The sequence below is a fragment of the Microbacterium sp. Leaf159 genome, assembly GCF_001423615.1.
In the GTDB taxonomy this organism is placed as follows: Bacteria; Actinomycetota; Actinomycetes; order Actinomycetales; family Microbacteriaceae; genus Microbacterium.
In genome coordinates, this window is sequence record NZ_LMOU01000001.1 from 2346862 (window position 1) to 2365602 (window position 18741).

General features: G+C 68.4%; 18 protein-coding genes. 4 read left to right on the forward strand and 14 right to left on the reverse strand.

Going from position 1 to position 18741, the window contains the following annotated elements; translation table 11 throughout:
- Positions 1–621 precede the first annotated feature (621 nt).
- The 5 genes from ASF80_RS11060 to ASF80_RS11080 are packed head-to-tail and all read right to left on the reverse strand — an operon-like array spanning position 622 to position 5141.
- The gene (locus ASF80_RS11060) at positions 622–1398 is read right to left on the reverse strand and encodes a DeoR/GlpR family DNA-binding transcription regulator (RefSeq protein ID WP_056310731.1); all 777 of its coding nucleotides are present in this window, start codon (positions 1396–1398) and stop codon (positions 622–624) included.
- 28 nt (positions 1399–1426) lie between these two features.
- Positions 1427–2281, reverse strand: a complete 855-nt coding sequence (locus ASF80_RS11065; RefSeq protein WP_056310734.1) for a class II fructose-bisphosphate aldolase — start codon at positions 2279–2281, stop codon at positions 1427–1429.
- Entirely contained in the window at positions 2278–3219 is a 942-nt protein-coding gene (locus ASF80_RS11070; protein WP_056310736.1) for a 1-phosphofructokinase family hexose kinase, read from the reverse strand. Before ASF80_RS11070 ends, ASF80_RS11065 begins: the two co-directional genes overlap by 4 nt.
- Positions 3216–4220 carry an ROK family protein gene (locus tag ASF80_RS11075; protein WP_082488281.1) on the reverse strand — a complete coding sequence of 335 codons (1005 nt, stop codon included), beginning with the start codon at positions 4218–4220 and terminating at the stop codon, positions 3216–3218. The genes ASF80_RS11070 and ASF80_RS11075 overlap by 4 nt, the downstream gene beginning before the upstream one ends.
- 24 nt (positions 4221–4244) lie before the next feature.
- Complete coding sequence (locus ASF80_RS11080; protein ID WP_056310738.1) at positions 4245–5141, reverse strand: SIS domain-containing protein; 897 nt, start codon at positions 5139–5141, stop codon at positions 4245–4247.
- Between the two features lie 290 nt (positions 5142–5431).
- On the opposite strand from ASF80_RS11080, the gene ASF80_RS11085 reads away from it, so the two are divergent.
- Genes ASF80_RS11085 through ASF80_RS11095 form a run of 3 tightly spaced genes read left to right on the forward strand, consistent with a single transcriptional unit; the run spans position 5432 to position 8623 of the window.
- Positions 5432–6676 carry an extracellular solute-binding protein gene (locus tag ASF80_RS11085; protein WP_056310740.1) on the forward strand — a complete coding sequence of 415 codons (1245 nt, stop codon included), beginning with the start codon at positions 5432–5434 and terminating at the stop codon, positions 6674–6676.
- A gap of 49 nt (positions 6677–6725) precedes the next feature.
- Positions 6726–7700 carry a carbohydrate ABC transporter permease gene (locus ASF80_RS11090; RefSeq protein ID WP_056310742.1) on the forward strand — a complete coding sequence of 325 codons (975 nt, stop codon included), beginning with the start codon at positions 6726–6728 and terminating at the stop codon, positions 7698–7700.
- Positions 7701–7702: 2 nt separating this feature from the next.
- Positions 7703–8623 carry a carbohydrate ABC transporter permease gene (locus ASF80_RS11095; protein ID WP_200934771.1) on the forward strand — a complete coding sequence of 307 codons (921 nt, stop codon included), beginning with the start codon at positions 7703–7705 and terminating at the stop codon, positions 8621–8623.
- Between the two features lie 166 nt (positions 8624–8789).
- On the opposite strand, the gene ASF80_RS11100 is transcribed toward ASF80_RS11095, so the two are convergent.
- Both ASF80_RS11100 and ASF80_RS11105 read right to left on the reverse strand, forming a co-directional pair.
- A complete protein-coding gene (locus ASF80_RS11100) occupies positions 8790–9956 on the reverse strand; it encodes an ROK family protein (protein WP_056310744.1) in 1167 nt (388 codons plus the stop codon).
- A 138-nt stretch (positions 9957–10094) separates the two neighbouring features.
- Complete coding sequence (locus tag ASF80_RS11105) at positions 10095–10394, reverse strand: chorismate mutase (RefSeq protein ID WP_042541193.1); 300 nt, start codon at positions 10392–10394, stop codon at positions 10095–10097.
- Between the two features lie 95 nt (positions 10395–10489).
- Here ASF80_RS11105 and ASF80_RS11110 point away from each other — a divergent pair, with 95 nt between their 5' ends.
- Positions 10490–11752, forward strand: coding sequence for an AI-2E family transporter (locus tag ASF80_RS11110; RefSeq protein WP_056310746.1), 1263 nt, complete (start codon positions 10490–10492; stop codon positions 11750–11752).
- 86 nt (positions 11753–11838) lie between these two features.
- Here the strand turns inward: ASF80_RS11110 and ASF80_RS11115 are convergent, their stop codons facing one another.
- From ASF80_RS11115 to ASF80_RS11145, 7 genes are all read right to left on the reverse strand, one after another.
- Positions 11839–12762: an ABC transporter substrate-binding protein gene (locus ASF80_RS11115; protein WP_056310748.1), complete on the reverse strand. Its 924-nt coding sequence runs from the start codon at positions 12760–12762 to the stop codon at positions 11839–11841.
- 82 nt (positions 12763–12844) lie between these two features.
- Positions 12845–13573 carry an ABC transporter permease gene (locus ASF80_RS11120; RefSeq protein ID WP_056310750.1) on the reverse strand — a complete coding sequence of 243 codons (729 nt, stop codon included), beginning with the start codon at positions 13571–13573 and terminating at the stop codon, positions 12845–12847.
- Complete coding sequence (locus ASF80_RS11125; RefSeq protein WP_056310752.1) at positions 13570–14250, reverse strand: ABC transporter permease; 681 nt, start codon at positions 14248–14250, stop codon at positions 13570–13572. The genes ASF80_RS11120 and ASF80_RS11125 overlap by 4 nt, the downstream gene beginning before the upstream one ends.
- A complete protein-coding gene (locus ASF80_RS11130) occupies positions 14247–15134 on the reverse strand; it encodes an ABC transporter ATP-binding protein (protein ID WP_082488282.1) in 888 nt (295 codons plus the stop codon). The genes ASF80_RS11125 and ASF80_RS11130 overlap by 4 nt, the downstream gene beginning before the upstream one ends.
- Before the next feature lie 64 nt (positions 15135–15198).
- Positions 15199–15501: a DUF427 domain-containing protein gene (locus ASF80_RS11135; protein WP_056310755.1), complete on the reverse strand. Its 303-nt coding sequence runs from the start codon at positions 15499–15501 to the stop codon at positions 15199–15201.
- 171 nt (positions 15502–15672) lie between these two features.
- A complete protein-coding gene (locus ASF80_RS11140; RefSeq protein WP_056310757.1) occupies positions 15673–17106 on the reverse strand; it encodes a dihydrolipoyl dehydrogenase family protein in 1434 nt (477 codons plus the stop codon).
- A 215-nt stretch (positions 17107–17321) separates the two neighbouring features.
- A complete protein-coding gene (locus ASF80_RS11145) occupies positions 17322–18695 on the reverse strand; it encodes an MFS transporter (RefSeq protein WP_082488283.1) in 1374 nt (457 codons plus the stop codon).
- Positions 18696–18741 lie beyond the last annotated feature (46 nt).

An 18741-nucleotide genomic window follows, 5' to 3' on the forward strand; every position in this document is an offset into this window, starting at 1 on the left:
CGGCACCACGGGCTCCACCGGCACCACGGGCTCCACCGGCACCGCGGGCTCCACCGGAACCTCGGGCTCGACCGCAACAGGGCAGTCGATCTCGATGTCGCCGGCAACTCCGAGGAAGATGTCACCATCGATGATGATGAGCGCGTGCACTCGTTGCGCCTCATCATCGATGCCGGCGACCGTGAGCAGGCTCGTACCGTCCGCTGCCGACGACATCGCGGCGCTCATGGTTCCATCCGCAGTGACGAGAGACCCGTCTGCGGCTTGCAGGTACGCGGTGTTCACCTGCACTGAAGTGCTGAGAGGCATGGCGCCGATGTTCCAGGTCATCGTCACCGAATCATCGGCCGCGCACGATCGCGTCACGACGTTCGTGATGGATGGGGATGCTGCGTTGGCCGGAGTGACACCCATCAGCACACCTGCACCTGCCACCGCGACCGAGACAGCAGCGACGCCGAATCGCGCGGCACGGCGCGACGAAAGAACCTTGTTCATGATGAGCCCCCAGAGCTGCGGATCCCACGTCGTTTGCGCAGCTGATCCCACATAAGAGACTGATCATTCGTTATTTCATTACGCAGCGTCCCGATATTTCAGTCCGCAGGCGTCGACGCAGGATCAGGCGGTCAGCACCTCGTAGCCGGCTGCACGGAGGGCGGCGAGGGATGCGGCGTCCGCGCCGTCGTCGGTGAGGAGGACGGGGAACAGCTCCGAGCCGCCGACGGCCGCGAACGCGACGGTGCCGAGCTTGCTGCTGTCGGTGACGACCACCGCTCGACGAGCACGTTCGGCCATCATCCGGTTCACGGCGGCCTCGCGTTCATCCTGCGTGGTGGCGCCGGCCTCGGCATCCATGCCGTTGACGCCGATGAAGGCGATGTCGAGGCGCACGCCTCGCAGCAGCTGCTCGACGAACGGCCCGACGAGTTCGTAGCTGCGCGAGTGGATCACTCCGCCCGTCACGACGACCTTGATGTCGGGGCGCGTCGCGAGCTGTGCAGCGATGTTCACGGCGTTGGTGACGACGGTGATGCCGGGGCCGGCCGCGAGGTCGTCCCTCGCGGCGAGCGCCGCAGCGATCGCCGTGGTCGTCGTTCCACCGGAGAGCCCGACCACCATGCCCGGCGCGACGAGTGCTGCGGCGGCCTGTGCGATGCTCTCCTTCTGCTGCGAGCGCTGGTGGCTCTTGTAGCGGATCGGCAGCTCGTAGGCGACGGAATGGGCGACCGCGCCGCCGTGCGTGCGGGTGAGCAGGCGCTGCTCGGCGAGCGAATCGAGATCGCGGCGGGTGGTGGCGGCGGAGGCTCCGAAGCGCTCGACGAGCTCGTCGACGTTGACCTCGCCGTCGGCGGCCAGCAGGTCGAGGATCGCGTTCAGGCGGGCGGCGCGTTTCATGTCACCATCCTGCCTCGGTCAGCGCAGCTCACCCCGCCACCTCGGCGGCCTCGAGGGCGAACAGTCGCAGCATCCGTGCGGCTTCGCCGGCGAGTGCGCCACGGGCCGGCGTCAGGTACTTGCGCGAGTCGACGAGCTTCTGGTCGCCGTCGAGCGTCGAGCGGATCGCCCGGGTGAAGAAGCCGTTCAGGTGCGTCGAGACGTTGATCTTGGTCATACCCGCGCGCACCGCGTCGGCGATGACCGCGTCGGCGACGCCCGATGAGCCGTGCAGCACGAGGGGCACGGGCAGCGCCTCGCGCAGACGGGCGATCAGATCGAGGTCGAGGGATGCCGTGCGGTCGGTCATCGCGTGCGACGAACCGACGGCAACGGCGAGCGCGTCGACGCCGGTCGCGGCGACGAACGCCCGCGCCTCGTCGGGGTCGGTGCGCACTCCCGGCGCATGGGCTCCGTCTTTGCCGCCGACCTCGCCCAGCTCGCCCTCGATGTAGACACCGGCGGCGTGTGCGCGCTCGGCGACGGCCGCGGTGATCGCGACGTTCTCGTCGTAGGGCAGCGCCCCGCCGTCGAACATGACCGAGCCGAATCCGAGGGCGATGGCCTCGTCGACGAGCTCGGGTCGCTCGGCGTGATCGAGGTGCACCGCGACGGGCGTCGCTGCCCGGCGGGCGATCGCGAGGGTCGCCAGGGCGATCGGCTCGAGAGCACCGTGATAGTCGGCGCAGTTCTGCGAGATCTGCAGGATCACCGGCAGCCCCGACTCGGCGGAGGCACGCACCAGCCCCTCGGCGGTCTCGAGGTGGATCACGTTGAACGCGCCGATGCCGGTGCCGCGCGTCGCGGCATCCGTCACCAGCTCACGGGCGGAGACCAGGGTCACAGACGTTCCTCTCGAACGGTGGGGATGAAGGGGGCGACGACGAGACGGCACTCGAGCGCCTCCCAGTCGTCGGAGATCTCGCCGGCGAGCGGCATGAGCACGGCGGCGGCCGACCAGGCGGTCGCTCGACGAAGGATCTTCTCGGGGTCGCGGATGCCGTCGGCGTAGAGCACCGCGCAGGCAGCGACTCCGGCATCGCCGGCTCCGGTGGGGTTGCCGGCGAGCGGGGCGTCGAGGCGCGCGTGCAGCACGTCGGATGCCGTGACCGCGAGCATCCCGTCGGCTCCGAGCGACAGCAGCACGAGATCGACGCCGCGCTCGATGAGCGAGCGAGCACCCTCGACGGGGTCGGTGAGACCGGTCGCCTCGACGAGCTCGGCGGCGTTGGGCTTGACGACGGATGCTCCGGCATCCGCCGCGAGCAGCAGAGCGGGGCCCGAGGTGTCGACGATCACGGGCACGCCCGCATCCCGAGCCGTACCGATGAGGAGGGGCAGCAGCGTCTCGGGCGCCCCGGGAGGAAGACTGCCCGAGATCACCAGCACCTGCGCGCCGGGGAGGGCGTCGACGACCTCGCCGAGCAGCGCCGCCCATTCGGGATCGGTCGGGTTCACCCCGCGCTCGTTCACGATCGTGGTGTCGCCGAGCTCCCGATCGACGATCGCGATGCTCTGTCGCGTTGCGCCCACCACGGGTACGAGTCGGTGCGGCACCCCGCTCGATCCGAGCTCGGCGGCGAGTTCGACACCGCTGCGTCCGCCGGCCGTCGAGACGGCCAGCACCGACGCACCCTGGGCGTGCGCGACCCTCGCCACGTTGAGGCCCTTGCCGCCGGCACGGCTGGCACCGGCATCCGCCCTGTGCGTCTCTCCGAGCGCGAGTCGATCGACGTGCCAGGTGAGATCGAGCGCCGGGTTGGGGGTGACGGTGAGGATCATGCGAGCTCCCTCGCGCGCAGCGCGGCTCCGAGGATGCCGGCGTTGCCCGACAGCTCGGCTGGCACGAGTTCGGGAAGACGATGGAAGCTCAACCGCTCAGCGAGCCGGGCTCGCAGCTCGTCGAAGAGCGCGCCGCCCGCGCGGGAGAGGCCGCCGCCGATCACGATGGCCTCCGGTGCGACGACCGCGGTGAGCTGGGCGAGCGAGAGAGTGAGGGCGTCGAGTGCCGAGTTCCAGATCTCGGACGCGATGCGGTCGCCGGCCGCGGCTCGCGCGATCACGTCCTTCGCGCCGTCGGGCTGGGTGCCCGTCGCCTCGCGATACCGGCGTGCGATCGCCCCCGCGGACGCGACGGCTTCGAGACAGCCTCGGGCGCCGCACGCGCAGACGGGGCCGTCGGCGATCGGCGAGTGGCCGATCTCGCCCGCGTACCCGCCTGCCGTGTAGGGCTCTCCCCCCACGAGCAGAGCACCCGCGATGCCGGTGCCGATGACGAGCACCACCGAGTTCGAGTAGGCACGGGCGCCGCCCAGACGATGCTCCGCCCAGCTCGCCGCACGCACGTCATGGTCGAACGCCACGGGGAGCCCGAGCTTCGCCGAGGCGAGATCGCGCAGCGGGGAATCGTGCCAGCCGAGGTTGCTGGCGAACACGCCGAGTCCGGCATCCGCGTCGACGATCCCCGGCACCACCAGCCCGACCGCCTGCGGCACGACGCCGGGGTGATCGGCCTGCAGTTCGGCGGCGAGCGCACCGAGGCGCTCGATGAGCACCTCGGTGCGGTCGCCGTCGGCGACCGGAGTCGGCGTGCGTCGCAGGCCCAGGGCGGTGCCTTCGGCGTCGAACAGCGCCGATTTGATGTCGGTGCCCCCGACGTCGAACGCGAGCACGGGTGCGCCCACACCGATCGTCCGCGCTGCGGCGAGCCGCTCGCCCGACGCGTCGCTCACGACATCGCTCACGACATCGGAGATGCTCTCCGCATCCTCAGGCCTGGTCATCGACTGCTCCGCGAGTGGGTCGGGTCATGCATCCAGGATGACGGATCGCGTGAGGTTGCGCGGCTGGTCGGGGTCGAGTCCGCGGGCGACGGCACGGTCGAGTGCCACGCGGTGCAGACGCACGAGGTCGGCCAGGGGGTCGATCGGATGCTGCACGAAGCGCGCACCCGTGGCCTCGACCTGCGCGGCCAGACCCTCGGGCGCCTCGCCGAACTGCCAGGTGACGCGGCCGGGCGCGGCGATCGCGATCGGGCCGTGGCGGTACTCCATCGACGAGTACGACTCGGTCCATGACTGCGACGACTCGCGCATCTTCAGTGCGGCCTCATGCGCGAGGCCCACGGTCCAGCCGCGGCCGAGGAACGAGTACTGCTCGGCGTCGCGGAGCTCGTCGTCATAGTCGGCGGCGAGCACGGCAGCGGCATCCTCGATCGCGCCGGTGAGGTCTTCTCCGAGCGAGGCGCGGAACAGCGCGAGGGCGGTGGTGGCGAAGCGGGTCTGCACGACCGACTTCTCATCGGCGAAGGGCAGCAGCACGGCCTCGTCGACGAGAGAGACGAGCGGCGAGGTCTCGTCACCGATCACGCCGATCGTGGGAACGCGGCCCTTGATGCGGTCGACCAGTTCGAGCACCTCTGTCGTCGTGCCGGAACGCGTCAGCGCGACGACGGCGTCGTAGCCGCGGTCGACGAAGGCCTCGGATGCCGCGAACGCGTCGGTCTCGCCCTGACCCGAGGTCTCACGCAGGAACGCATACGACTGGGCCATGAACCACGACGTGCCGCAGCCGACGACGGCGATGCGGGCTCCGGATGCGGGCAGCAGTGCCTGTGCATCGCGAAGATCGGCGGCGCGAGCCCAGGTCTCGGGCTGCGAGGTGAGCTCTTCGCGCATGTGTGCGCCGGGCAGAAGTTCGGTCATGTCGGGCCCTCCGGACCAGATGTTGCAAGTTTGTGATTGTTTCGATGCTGATTCGATCATAGTATTTCGACACAAGGAAATCTCGCAAGGTTCCTCTTGATTTGTTTATTCTCCTGACAAATAATCGAACAAGTTCCACCGCCCCTCCGGCGACCCGGTCCATGGAGGGTTCTCCGAGCCGACCCGGCTTGACCGATCGCCCAGCCACCAAGGGAAGGCGATCACACGCACCGTCGCGTGAGTTGTGCTTGCGACTGTGCACCACCTACACAGTGAGGAATGCAATACACATGAAGAAGTCACTGCGATTCGGCGCCGTTGCCCTGGCGGCAACCGCCACTCTCACGCTCGCTTCGTGCGGGTTCGGCGGCTCGACCGGCGGCGGTGGAGATGCTGAGGGCGAGACCACTCTCAACCTCCTCGTCCCCAGCTACTCCGACGCCACCAAGGGCCTGTGGGAAGACGTGATCGACGGGTTCGAGAAGGAGAATCCCGACATCAAGGTCGACCTCGAGGTGCAGTCCTGGGACAACCTCGAGAAGGTCGTCTCCACCAAGATCCAGGCCGGCGAGGCCCCTGACATCTACAACGGCGGTCCGTTCGCCGGGTTCGTCGGCGACGAGCTGCTCTACCCGGTCGAGGACGTCGTCTCGGAAGACACGTACTCCGACTTCCAGGACGCCTTCCTCGCGAACGCCGAGGTCGACGGCACCGCCTACGCCCTGCCGCTGATCGCGTCGGCGCGTGCGCTGTTCGTCAACAACGCACTGCTCGAGCAGGCCGGCGTCGAGGCGCCGAAGACCTGGGACGAGCTCCTGGATGCCGCGACCAAGGTGTCGGCGCTCGGCGGCGGCGTGGCCGGCTACGGCATGCCGCTCGGTTCCGAAGAGGCGCAGGCCGAGGCGGCCGTGTGGCTCTGGGGCGGCGGCGGCTCGTTCGGCGACGCGTCCGAGATCACGATCGACACCCCCGAGAACCTCGAAGGTGCCGAGCAGATCAAGAAGATGATCGACGCAGGCGCCACGCAGGCCGACCCCGGCTCGACGCAGCGCTCGCCCCTGATGGACATCTTCATCCAGGGCAAGATCGGCATGCAGGTGGGTCTGCCCCCGACAGTGGGCCAGATCGAGGAGGGCAACCCCGAGCTCGATTACTCCATCGTCCCGATCCCGACGAAGGACGGCTCGCCGTTCACGCTCGGCGTCATGGACCAGCTGATGGCGTTCCAGAACGACGGTGACAAGCAGGAGGCGATCACCGCCTTCTTCGACTACTACTACTCGGCAGACGTGTACGTGCCGTGGGTGCAGGCCGAGGGCTTCCTTCCCGTCACCAAGTCCGGTGCCGAGCAGCTCGCCGGCGAGGAGGCCCTCAAGCCGTTCCTCGACGTGCTGCCCGACGCCCAGTTCTACCCGTCGACGAACGAGAAGTGGTCGGCCACCGACGGCGCCTTCAAGTCGCTGTTCGGCCAGCTGCAGACGAAGTCCGCGCAGGATGTCCTGACCGAGATCCAGGCACAGGTCGACGCGGGCTGAGCCCCGCCGACCTGCCCCACACCAAGCGACGGAGAGGTTCGGATATTCCATGAGCCAGACGAAAGAATCACCGAACCTCGCGGGGGCGGCCACCGGCCGCCCCCGCACCCCGGGCCGCCGATCGGGCGCCGCCCGCGGCAAGCCCGGAGGAAAGGACCTGCTCCAGGCACTGCCCTGGATCGCCCCCGCCCTGCTCCTCATCATCGGCGTGGTGCTGTTCCCCGCCGGGGTGATGTTCTTCAACTCCACCCGTGACATCTCGCTGTCGGGCCTCGACAAGGGCTCGGTCGGCTTCGACAACTTCGTGACGGTCTTCACGTTCGCCGAGTTCTGGCCGATCATCTTCCGAACGATCATCTGGGTCGTCGCGGTGGTGACCTTCACGGTGCTCATCTCGCTCGGACTCGCGCAGATCCTGAACAAGGCCTTCCCGGGTCGGCAGATCGTGCGCATGGCCGTGATCGTGCCGTGGGCGGCATCCGTCGTGATGACGACCATGGTGTTCTACTACAGCCTCGAGCCGTACTTCGGGGTCTTCAACAAGTTCCTCTACGACATCGGCCTGTCCGATGACGCCGTCGGGTACGGCTGGACCAAGAACCCGGCCACCGCCTTCGCGTGGTCGATCGTGATCGCGATCTTCGTCTCGCTGCCCTTCACGACCTACACGATCCTCGCGGGCCTGCAGACGGTTCCGGCCGACACCCTCGAGGCCGCGAAGATGGACGGCGCAGGCCCCACCCGCACCTATTGGACCGTCGTCGTGCCGCAGCTGCGCAGCGCCCTCGCGGTCGCGATCCTCATCAACATCATCAACGTGTTCAACTCGCTGCCGATCCTCAAGGTCATGACCGGGTCGATCCCGGGCTACGGCGCCGACACGATCATGACGATGATCTTCAAGTACATCGAGCTGCAGAAGAAGGTCGACGTCGCCAGTGCACTGTCGGTCGTGGCCTTCCTGATCGTGATCGTGATCGTCGCGATCTACGTCAAGGCCGTCAAGCCCATGAAGGAGGTCTGATCATGACCCTGACCGAGACCGCCCTCGTCACCACCGCCGGCTCCGAGCCCGCTCCCCGCATCCCCGGGCGCAAGCGCCGCTACACCGAAGACCAGGTGACGCTGCCCCGCGTCATCCTGCGCATGGCCGCCGGCATACTCGTGCTCGCGATCTTCGTGCTGCCGTATCTGATCATGTTCTTCGGCTCCGTGAAGACGAAGTCACAGATCCGCTCGGTCGACCCGACCTACCTGCCGATCGAGTGGCACTGGGAGAACTACATCTCGATGTGGTCGACCCCCGAGACACCGCTGCCGTACAACCTGATCTCGACGATCATCATCGCCGTGTTCGCGACTCTGCTCGTGCTGCTCGTCTCGCTGCCCGCGGCGTACTACACCGCACGGTTCAAGTTCCCCGGACGCATGGTGTTCCTGTTCCTGGTGATCGTGACGCAGATGCTCCAGCCCGCCGTCCTCACTTCCGGCCTGTTCCGCCAGTTCACGACCCTCGGCCTCGGCGACACGTGGGCCGCCATGATCTTCATCAACGCCGCCTTCAACCTGTCGTTCGCGGTGTGGATCATGCACTCGTTCTTCGCCGGCATCCCCAAGGAGATCGACGAAGCAGCGCAGATCGACGGCGCAGGACGCTTCACCGTGCTGTTCAAGATCAACCTGCCACTCGTCTGGCCCGGCATCGTGACGGCGATCGTGTTCACGTTCGTCGCCTGCTGGAACGAGTTCGCCGCATCGCTCGTGATCCTGTCGACCGACAAGAACCAGCCGCTCTCGGTCGCGCTGACCAAGTTCGTCGGACAGTACGAGACCAGCTGGCAGTACGTGTTCGGCGTCTCGATCGTCGCGATCCTGCCCGTCGTGATCCTCTTCATGCTCATCGAGAAGCGCCTCGTCGGCGGCCTCACCGCCGGCAGCGTCAAATAGACCCTGCGGAACAGATGCGGAGCGTCACCCCCGGTGGCGCTCCGCATCGTCGTCTCACGAAAAGTTCGGCGGGAGCGCGGTCGCGGTCGCCGCACTTCGCGCCACCTGGTCCCACCCGATCAGCACTCCGGTCGCGACGCGAAGTGCGCCGGGAATCAGAGTTCGATCAGGATGCCGGAGCGGATGCCGCGCGCAGCTGCGCCGGGCTCCATCGCACGCCCAACGCGCTCGACAGCGCCACCTGAGCGACGCCGGTGGAGATCGAGGCGTCCGCGTCGGCGTAGCGCACGGGCACGTTCGCAGTGCCCGTGGCGGTGTAGTCGATCTCTGCCTGCACGAGCCGGAGGAACGGGTCGCCGAGTGCACGAGCCGGGCCGCCGATCACGACCTCGGCGGCGTCGAGCACCGCCGCGATGAGCTTGATCGTGCGAGCCAGCGACCGCGCCCCGTCGGCCAGCCGATCCGCGTCGGCCGCGGCGGCGAGGCCTTCGATCGCCTCGGCATCCATCGCATCGTCGAAGTCGTCGCCGAGCATGGCGGTCATCGATGCCACGGATTCCAGGCACCCCTGCCGCCCGCACCGGCACGCCCGCGCGTCGCCGCCGAACTGCACCTGAACGTGCCCGATCTCCCCCGCGCGGTCGCGGGGCCCCGGGGCGAGCTCGCCGTCGAGGGTCACCGCCGCCCCGATCCCGGTGCCGATGTGGATGAACAGCCGGTGCCCCGCCGACTCGTCCTCTCTGGCCGACTCGGCGATCGCCTCGGCGTCCACGTCGTTGACGAGGAGCACCGGGACGCCGAGCAGCGCCTGGAAGCGGTCGGCGAGAGCGACATCGGTCCAGCCGAGCTGCACACTCTCGAACACACGGCGTCCATCGGTCGTGCCTGGCAGCTGCACCCCTGCGACGAGCAGACGGTCGCGGTGCGTGGTCGCGATCTCGGCGAGCGCGTCGTCGAGCACCCGATCCCGTGATTCCGACGAATAGCCGACCCTGCGCGTCTCGACCTCTGCGCCGTCGAGACCGACCAGCGCGATGCGCGCGTCGGTCGGCCGGATGACGAGCACCAGGATGAGGTGATGAGCCGCATCGATGCTGAGCGTCGTGGCCCGCTTTCCGCCGGTGCTGGCAGCCTGTGCGCCCTCCACGATCAGCTGGAGTTCGATGAGCTCGGCGACCAGAGACGAGGCCGTGGCTGCGGTGAGACCGGTGGCCCGAGCGATGCCTGCCCTCGTCTGAGTGCCGGGGCTGCGGAACACCAGCTGGAGCGCCCGACGCAGGTTTGCGCGGCGGACCGAGGCCTGCGTGTCGAGTGCGTCGTCGCCGTTCAGCATGGAGCCGGTCCCGTTGTCGGAATTGATTGACAGACCAGGGAGTTCTGCGTAGCCTCGGTCATAGTTTATTCAATAAACTTAGTTCGGTCCCCGGGCGGGTGAGTGCTGCACACACTGTCACTCGCCCGGAAGGCCGGATCATCGCCCTTCGGCGGCTTCCGTGTGATGGCGGATCACCTCGGCCACCACGAAGTTGAACCACTTCTCGGCGAACTCCGGGTCGAGGTGCGCATCCTCGGCAAGAGCCTTGAGGCGTGCGACCTGCTGCTCTTCACGGCCCGGATCGGATGCCGGCATCTCGTGCTCGGCCTTGAGCTGCCCGACCTGCTGCGTGGCGCGGAAGCGCTCGGCGAGCATGAAGATGAGTGCGGCGTCGATGTTGTCGATGCTCGAGCGCAGTCGGAGGAGTTCAGCCCGGGGGTCTTCGGCGGCGGTCATGCCCCCTACTCTACGGAAACACGCGGCAGAACGACCCCACCCCGCACGGGGGGTGCCTCCCGGGGCGACGCTCGGACGGACGCTATCGTGAGCACATGAGCCGAGAAGAGCAGGAACCGTCGTCGAGGGCGTCCGCCGCCGCATCCGACCCGTCCCCGCAGCCCGAGCATCCGACCTCGACTCCCGATGCATCCGCCGGAACCGCGGCATCCGAGTCTCCCGCCGTCGCGACGACCACCCGCCTCGATCAGGGCACTTCGCATGGCGTGCGCACCGGCGTCGTCGAGCCGATGACGCCGAGCCGGTCGTTCTGGACCCGCATCGATCGCCCCTTCGTCTTCGGATTCCTCGTGACACTCGGCGGCCTCGCCGCCATCGTGCTCGGCCTGGCCGTGGCGAACCTGTCGACGGTGATCATCTACATCGCCCTCGCCCTGTTCGCTGCTCTCGGACTCGATCCCACGGTGCGGTTCCTCGAGAAGCGCGGCCTCTCGCGCGCGATCTCGGTGGTCGTCGCGATCCTCGGGCTCATCGTCGTCGCGGGCCTCGTCATCTGGATGGTGCTGCCGGTCGTGATCGAGCAGATCGCGAGCTTCATCCGCTCGGTGCCCGGCATGATCCAGGAGTTCATGCGCAGCGACATCTACGCGACCCTCGAGGACCAGTTCGGCGACCAGTTCGAGTCTCTGGTGTCCGATGTGCAGAAGTTCCTCACCGACCCCGGCAACATCGCGGCGATCGGCGGCGGCGCCCTGCAGGTCGGCGCCTCCATCGCGAGTGCCATCTCGGGCATCATCGTGGTGCTGGTGCTCACGCTGTACTTCCTCGCAACGCTCCCGTCGATCAAGTCCGGCCTGCTGCGCCTCGCCCCCGCGCGCGACCGTGCCCGCGCCGGAGACATCACCGATCAGATCACCGACTCCGTCGGCGGTTACGTCATGGGCATGGTGGTGCTCGCGTTCTGCAACGCGGTGCTGGCCTTCCTGCTGTACTTCTTCCTGGGCCTGCCGTTCCCCCCGCTGATGGCCACGGTCGCGTTCTGCATCACGCTGATCCCGCTCGTCGGATCCGTGCTGTTCTGGATCATCGGCACGACCCTCGCACTGTTCACCAACCCGATCGCGGCGCTCGTGTTCGCGATCATCTACCTCGTCTACATGCAGATCGAGGCGTACGTGATCACGCCGCGCGTGATGAACCGTGCCATCTCGATCCCCGGCTCGCTCGTCGTGATCGGCGCTCTCGCCGGCGGCACGCTGCTCGGACTGCTCGGTGCGCTCGTGGCGGTGCCGGTCGCGGCGTCGATCCTCATCATCATCAAGCAGGTGCTGATCCCGCGGCAGGATGCCCGGGTCTAGCCCCACCGCGACACGAGCGCGCCTCGCACGCAGAAGTGCCCGGACCCCTGAGGGGCCCGGGCACTTCTCATGAGAACCGCTCGCGATCAGACGAGGTCGTTGTCCTCGAGCCACTTCTTGGCGATGTCGGCCGACGACTGCTGGTCGACCGTGCTCAGCACGTTGAGCGCGACCAGCTCCTCGCCGGTCAGCTTGGCGCTGATGGCGTTGAGCACGTCCGACACGTCGTCAGCGATGTCGCTCGAGACGATCGGCACGACGTTCGACGAGATGATCAGGTTCTCGGGGTCTTCGAGAGCGACGATCTCCTCGGTCTCGAAGGCCGGGTCGGCGGTGTAGATGTCCGCGACCTGGATCTGGCCGGCGAGCAGCGACTCGAGCGTGGTCGGGCCGGTGGCCGAGAACGCCAGGTCGACGCCATAGACCTCCTTGGCCTTGGCCGGGCTGTACGGACGCTGCTCGAACTCGGGAGCCGCACCGATCGTGACCTGAGAGGTGACCTTCGAGAGGTCGCCGATGGTCTTCAGGTCGTTCTCCTCGGCGAAGCTCTTGAGCACCGTGTAGGAGTCCTGGTCGGTCGCCTCGGCGAAGTCGAGGGCCGTGAGGCTCTCGGGCAGAGCATCCTGCAGCGCCGCGTAGACGTCGTCGGGGCTGGTGACGTCGATCTCGTCATCCGAGATGTACTCGAGCAGGCTGCCCGTGTACTCGGGGAACACGTTGATCTCGCCGGACTCGACGTCGGGCATGTACGCGTCGCGCTGGCCGATGCTGAGCTGCTTCTCGACGTCGAAGCCCGCGGCTTCAAGCGCCTGAGCGTAGATCTCGGCGATGATCTCGTTGGAGTAGTACGCCTGCGAGCCGACGACGATCGTGTCGCCGCTGCCGGAACCCTCGCTCGACTCGGACGGCTCGTCGAGCGGGTTGCTCGACGAGCAGGCGGACAGGGCGAGTGCTGCCGCGGCGACAAGACCGACGGCGAAGACAGAGCGCTTGCCTCGTGCTGTGAACATGGACTTTCCTCTTCTCTGGGACTGCTGTGGGGACTGCTGCTGTGTGGGACTACGGCTGTGAGGGACGGAGATCGACGCGCGGTCAGGCGGTGGCTGGGGCCGCGGCGGGGGTGAGGTCGCGCGACCGGCGACGGGTCGGCCGACCCGCACGAAGCCCGGCCGGCACTGCGGCGTGCTGAGCTGCGGCGAGCAGGAGGTCGACCAGCAGCGCGAGCGTGGCGACGAGGATGGCGCCGGCGAGCACCTGATCGAACTTCTGCAGCGGAATGCCCTGGATGATCGGCCATCCGAGTCCGCCGAGGTTCACATACGCGGCGATCGTGACGGTCGCGATGACCTGCAGGAGGGCCGAGCGGATGCCGCCGACGAGCAGAGGGAGCCCGAGGGGCACCTCGACCTTCCAGAAGATCTGCCAGCCGGTCATGCCCATCGCCTTGGCCGAGTCGAGCACCCGCCGGTCGATCGCCTCGAGCCCGGTGTACGCGCCCGCGAGCAGCGAGGGGATCGCGAGCAGCACGAAGGTGATGACGGCGGCTTCGGGCACGCGGAGCACGCCGAGCAGAAGCACCAGGAGGATCATGAGGCCGAACGCCGGAATCGCGCGCGCCGCGCCCGAGATCGCGACGGCGACCTCGCGCCCCTTGCCCGTGTGCCCGATGAGCCAGCCGATGGGCACGGCGATCACCGCGGCGATCAGCACCGAGACCGCCGTCAGCACCAGGTGCTCCGCCAGGAGCTTCGGCAGTGCGTAGTTCCCCGTCCACTGAGCGGGGGCGAGCATCCAGGCGAAGGCCTCTGCGAAGAGGTTCATGCGGGAGCTCCCACCACGACGGCCCGAGAGGCGACCTTGCGCGATGCCGCACGGGTCCACGGCATGAGCGCGCGGCCGGCGAGCAGCAGGAGAAGGTCGATCACGAGCGCGATGATCACGACGGCGACCACACCGGCGAAGACCTCGGCGATGATGCGTCGGTCGAGGCCGTTCGTGAAGAGGTACCCGAGGTTGGTCACCCCGATCAGGATGCCGACGGTCGCGAGCGAGATGGTGCTGACCGCCGTCACGCGCAGGCCCGCCAGGATCACCGGCCCTGCCAGCGGGAACTCCACGGCCCAGAACCGCCGGAACGATGCGAACCCTGTGGCGGTGGCCGCCTGGCGCACATCATCGTCGACCGAGTCGAGCCCGTCGGAGACGGCGCGCACCAGGATAGCGATCGCGTAGATCGTGAGCGCGATCACGAGGTTCGTCTCGCTTCGAGCCGAGTACCCCGCCACCGACGGCAGCAGGATGAGCAGAGCGAGCGACGGGATCGTGTACAGCAGCCCGGTGAGCACGATGATGGGTCCGCGCACGAGGCGGAACCGCCAGGCGACCCAGCCGAGCGGCAGCGACAGCACGAATCCGAGCACGATCGGGATGATGCTCTGACGCAGGTGCACCAGAGTCAGCTCGAAGATCAACCCGAGGTTGTCGACGACCCAGTTCACGTACGATCGCTCCGCACAGCGCCGAGGGCGGCGGCATCCGGTCCTGCGAGAGGGCCGTCGGCCTTCTCGGCCTCGGCCACGATCGCACCCTGGGTACGCCCCTCGGAGTCGACCACGACGGTGCCGTGCGGTGTCTCCTTGAGGTGCAGCGCCCGGCGGCCGCGGTCAGCTCCGATGAAGGATGCGACGAAGTCGTCGGCCGGGTTCTCGATGATCTCGCTCGGGCTGCCCACCTGCACGATCCGCGCACCCTTGTCGAGGATCACGACCTGGTCGCCGAGCAGGAACGCCTCGTCGATGTCGTGCGTGACGAACACGACCGTCTTGTCGAGCTCGTGCTGCAGACGGAGCGTCTCCTGCTGCAGGTCGGCACGCACGATCGGGTCGACTGCGCCGAACGGCTCGTCCATCAGGAGGATGTTCGGATCGGCCGCGAGACCACGCGCCACACCCACACGCTGCTGCTGACCGCCCGAGAGCTGACTCGGGTATCGCTCAGCCAGCGACTGGTCGAGGCCGACAGTCTTCAGCAGCTCACGCGCACGCTCGTGCGCGGGGCCCTTCTTCACACCGGTCAGTCGCAGGACGGTGGCGACGTTGTCGATCACCGTGAAGTGCGGCATCAGACCGGAGTTCTGCATCACGTAGCCGATGCTGCGGCGCAGTGCGACGGGGTCGCCGCCGAGCACGCTCTCGCCGTCGATCTCGACCTCGCCGGAGGTCGGCTCGACCATCCGGTTGATCATGCGCAGCAGAGTGGTCTTGCCGCATCCCGAGGATCCGACGAACACCGTCGTCTTGCGTGACGGCAGCACCAGGCTGAAGTCCTTGACGGCGGTCGTACCATCGGGGAACTGCTTGGTGACGTTGCGGAACTCGATCACTATTACTCTCCGGTCGGTCGATCGACGAGACGGGCATCAGCGCCCCGGTTGCGGCATACAGAGGTCATGCGGAGACTTCGACCCGCGGGTCGAAGGCGACGAAGCCCGAGAAGTCCTTGCCGACGCGGTCGAACGCGCTCGGGAACGGAGTCGGGTACGACCAGGCGTAGTCGGTGTGCAGCTCGCCTCCGGCCTGCACCGAGAAGTACTGGGCCGCGCCCTTCCACGGGCATGTGTACTGGGTCGGGCTCTCGACGAGCGCGCCCTCAGTGATCGATGCGGGTGGGAAGTACCAGTTGCCCTCGATGCGCGCGAGATCGCTCTCGTCGGCTTCAGCGATGACGGTTCCTGCGAGTACAGCCTTCATGGTCCTGCCTCCTCGGATGTGGGTTCGAGCGTATAAGACGTGTGCGACATCCGCCCCGGGCTTGCGCTCCGGGTCGTCAATATGAGAAACAATCCTGCTCCGGGCTCGCCGATCGACCCCGAGGCCTCCCCCTCTGTTCGGAGCGGATGCCGGAACGGATGGTTCGGGAGATCATGCAGAATCCCGTCCGTAGCCCTCCAGCAGCCGCAGCCAGACCTCGCTGATCGTCGGGTAGGCCGGAACCGCATGCCAGAGCCGGGCGATCGGCACCTCGCCGACGATCGCGACGGTCGCCGTCTGCACCAGCTCGGCCACCTCGGGCCCGACGAACGTCGCACCGATGATCACGTCGCGATCCTTGTCGATCACGATCCGGGCCTGGCCCTCGAAGCCGTCCTCGTAGAGGCTCGCTCCGGCCACCCCGCCGAGGTCGTAGTCGATCACCGCGACGTCGAACCCTGCCTTGCGTGCCTCGGCCTCGGTCTGCCCGACCGATGCGACCTCGGGGAACGAGAACGTCACCTGCGGAGCCGCGGACTTGTCGGCAGTCGCCACGTGCTTGCCCCAGGGCTGGTCGTCGACATCCGCGCCCTGAGCACGTGCCGCGATCACATCTCCGGCCGCACGCGCCTGGTACTTGCCCTGGTGCGTGAGCAGCACACGGCCGTTGACATCGCCGACCGCGTAGAGCCAGTCGGAGCCCGGCACGCGCAGCGTGTCGTCGACCGTGATCCAGCGTCCGGGCTCGAGGCCCACGACATCGAGGCCGATGTCTCCGCTGCGGGGCGAGCGCCCGGTCGCGACGAGAACCTCTGCCGCAGTGATCGTCGTGTCGTCGTCGAGCACGATCGTCACGCCGTCATCACCGCGCGTGACGCGCGTGGTGCCGGTGTCGGTGCGCACGTCGACGCCGAGCTCCGTCAACCCCGCCGCGACGCGCTCGCCCGCGAACGGCTCCATCGCGCCGAGCAGACCGCTGCGGGCGATGATCGTCACCGTCGATCCGAGGGCCGCGTACGCCGTCGCCATCTCGACCGCGACCACTCCTCCGCCGATCACGGCGAGCGACTCCGGCAGCTCCTCAGCGCTGGTCGCCTCGCGGCTGGTCCAGGGAGAGGCCTCGCGAAGGCCCTCGATCGGCGGGATCACGGCATCCGAACCGGTGCTGATGGCGACCGCGTGGCGGGCGCGCAGCACGCGGGTGCCGCCGTCGGCATCCGTCACCGTCACCTCGCGCTCACCCGTGAGCCGGCCGTGCCCTCGGGCCAGGTCGATGCCGGCCGAGTCGAGCCACTTCACCTGACCGTCATCCGACCAGTTGCTCGTGAACGAGTCGCGGCGGTCGAACACCGCCCGCACGTCGAGCTTTCCCGTGACCGCCTCGGCCGCGCCCTTGACCTTCTGCGCCGCGCGCAGCGCCTGGCCCGAGCGCAGCAGCGCCTTCGACGGCATGCACGCCCAGTACGAGCACTCGCCGCCCACCAGCTCGCTCTCGACGATGATCGCGGTCAGCCCGTCCTGCACGGCACGGTCGGCGACGTTCTCGCCCACCGGTCCTCCGCCCAGCACGATCAGGTCGTATTCGTCGGTCTTCTCAGCAGTCATGAGGTGCACCTCTCCGTCGCCCAGTCTTCCTCAAGACCAACGTCGAGTCACGGGGTGGTGTTCCGCCGGGCGGTGTGCAAGCGCACTCCGGGCGCGTCGCGGGCCGGTTCGACCCGCTCCGGTTCACAACTCAGCACGAACGGGCCGCATCCGCCCGGAACCGCCCGATCTCGGCTCAGCCGCGCCGATCCATGCTGAGTCGTGAAAGACGGAGGTCACACGCCGCGCGGTATGACGCGAGGAGCGAGCACCGCCGCGGCCAGCGCGATGACGCCGGCGAGGGCGAACACCGCGACGAACGGGTCGGCGATGGATGCGAGACCGGTGAACAGCACTCCCGTGATCGCCAGCGCGAGCGCACTTCCGAAGGAGTCGGCCACCGTCATGGCCGCGCTGTTGAAGCCCTGATTCTCGGGGGCGGACATCTCGAGGGTCAGGGCGCTGGTCCGCGGACTCATCAGCCCCATACCCGCCCCGGCGACGATCCACGCGACGATGATGACGACGACCGGCGCGGTGAGCACCGCCGCGGCGAGCGCGAGCACGATCCCCGCGACGACGAGGATCGTGCCGATGCGCACGGCGGCGACGCTCGAGAGCCGCACCCCCATGCGCCCCTGCACGGTGGCGGAGGCCGACCACGCGAGCGCCCCGCCGGTGAGGGACAGCCCTGCGATCGTGGGCGAGACCTCGTAGCGCTCAGTCAGCAGGTAGGGGATGTACACCTGAGCGCCGAAGAACCCGGCAGCCGCGAGTCCGCGGACGAGCAGCACCGAGGGCAGCCCTCGTCGGGCGCGCAGGGTTCCGGCGGGCAGCAGCGCCCGCACCGCGACGAGCGCCACGACGACGGCTGCGGCGGCGAGCACGGGGCCGGCACCGGGGATGTCGCCGACGAGGTTGAGGACGAGCACGGCGACCGCTGCGAGCACCGACCACCCGATCCGGCCGAACGCCCACGGCGTCGCGGCATCGCCGTCGCCCGACAGCCCGCGGAGAGCGGGAACGACCATCAGCAGGGCGGGGACCACCAGGAAGACGACGCCGAGGAACACCCAGTGCCAGCTCCACAGTTCGGTGACGGCTCCGGCCACGGTCGGTCCGACGAGCGAGGGCACGACCCATGCCGCCGCGAATCCGGCGAAGATCGCGGGGTGCAGCGAGCGCGGGTAGACGCGTGCGACGACCACATAGAGCGCGACCATCAGCCCGCCGTTGCCGAGGCCCTGAGCGAAGCGCCCGGCGACGAGCACCTCCATGGTCGGCGCGAATCCGGCCACCAGGAGCCCGACGACGAACAGCGCGACCGAGGCGTACAGCGGCGCGACCGGTCCGCGGCGATCCGCCCAATTGCCCGCGACGACCATGCCGATCACGCCCGTCGCCAGCGGACCCGCGAATGCCAGCGCATACAGCCGCTCCCCGGCGAGGTCGATGCTCACCGCCGGCATCACGGTCGTGACGGCGAGCGATTCGAACGCCCCGAGGAAGACGAGCGCGCAGGCGCCGATGGTGATCCAGAGGTACGCGCCGCTCATGATGCCGGGGGCGGCGACCTTCGCGGTCTGCGCCCCACCCGTGTCGGTGGTCATAGGCACGACCGTAGAACCTCAACAAAAGTTGAGGTCAAGCGGGGTT

Excerpts from the sequence above, each read along its gene's own strand:
- ASF80_RS11120 (WP_056310750.1), bottom strand. The coding sequence starts at position 13,573 with ATGAACCTCTTCGCAGAGGCCTTCGCCTGGATGCTCGCCCCCGCTCAG.
- ASF80_RS11140 (WP_056310757.1), bottom strand. The coding sequence starts at position 17,106 with ATGACTGCTGAGAAGACCGACGAATACGACCTGATCGTGCTGGGCGGA.
- ASF80_RS11145 (WP_082488283.1), bottom strand. The coding sequence starts at position 18,695 with ATGACCACCGACACGGGTGGGGCGCAGACCGCGAAGGTCGCCGCCCCC.
- ASF80_RS11100 (WP_056310744.1), bottom strand. The coding sequence starts at position 9,956 with ATGCTGAACGGCGACGACGCACTCGACACGCAGGCCTCGGTCCGCCGC.
- ASF80_RS11075 (WP_082488281.1), bottom strand. The coding sequence starts at position 4,220 with ATGACCAGGCCTGAGGATGCGGAGAGCATCTCCGATGTCGTGAGCGAT.
- ASF80_RS11090 (WP_056310742.1), top strand. The coding sequence starts at position 6,726 with ATGAGCCAGACGAAAGAATCACCGAACCTCGCGGGGGCGGCCACCGGC.
- ASF80_RS11080 (WP_056310738.1), bottom strand. The coding sequence starts at position 5,141 with ATGACCGAACTTCTGCCCGGCGCACACATGCGCGAAGAGCTCACCTCG.
- ASF80_RS11105 (WP_042541193.1), bottom strand. The coding sequence starts at position 10,394 with ATGACCGCCGCCGAAGACCCCCGGGCTGAACTCCTCCGACTGCGCTCG.
- ASF80_RS11060 (WP_056310731.1), bottom strand. The coding sequence starts at position 1,398 with ATGAAACGCGCCGCCCGCCTGAACGCGATCCTCGACCTGCTGGCCGCC.
- ASF80_RS11110 (WP_056310746.1), top strand. The coding sequence starts at position 10,490 with ATGAGCCGAGAAGAGCAGGAACCGTCGTCGAGGGCGTCCGCCGCCGCA.
- ASF80_RS11115 (WP_056310748.1), bottom strand. The coding sequence starts at position 12,762 with ATGTTCACAGCACGAGGCAAGCGCTCTGTCTTCGCCGTCGGTCTTGTC.
- ASF80_RS11070 (WP_056310736.1), bottom strand. The coding sequence starts at position 3,219 with ATGATCCTCACCGTCACCCCCAACCCGGCGCTCGATCTCACCTGGCAC.
- ASF80_RS11095 (WP_200934771.1), top strand. The coding sequence starts at position 7,703 with ATGACCCTGACCGAGACCGCCCTCGTCACCACCGCCGGCTCCGAGCCC.
- ASF80_RS11085 (WP_056310740.1), top strand. The coding sequence starts at position 5,432 with ATGAAGAAGTCACTGCGATTCGGCGCCGTTGCCCTGGCGGCAACCGCC.
- ASF80_RS11135 (WP_056310755.1), bottom strand. The coding sequence starts at position 15,501 with ATGAAGGCTGTACTCGCAGGAACCGTCATCGCTGAAGCCGACGAGAGC.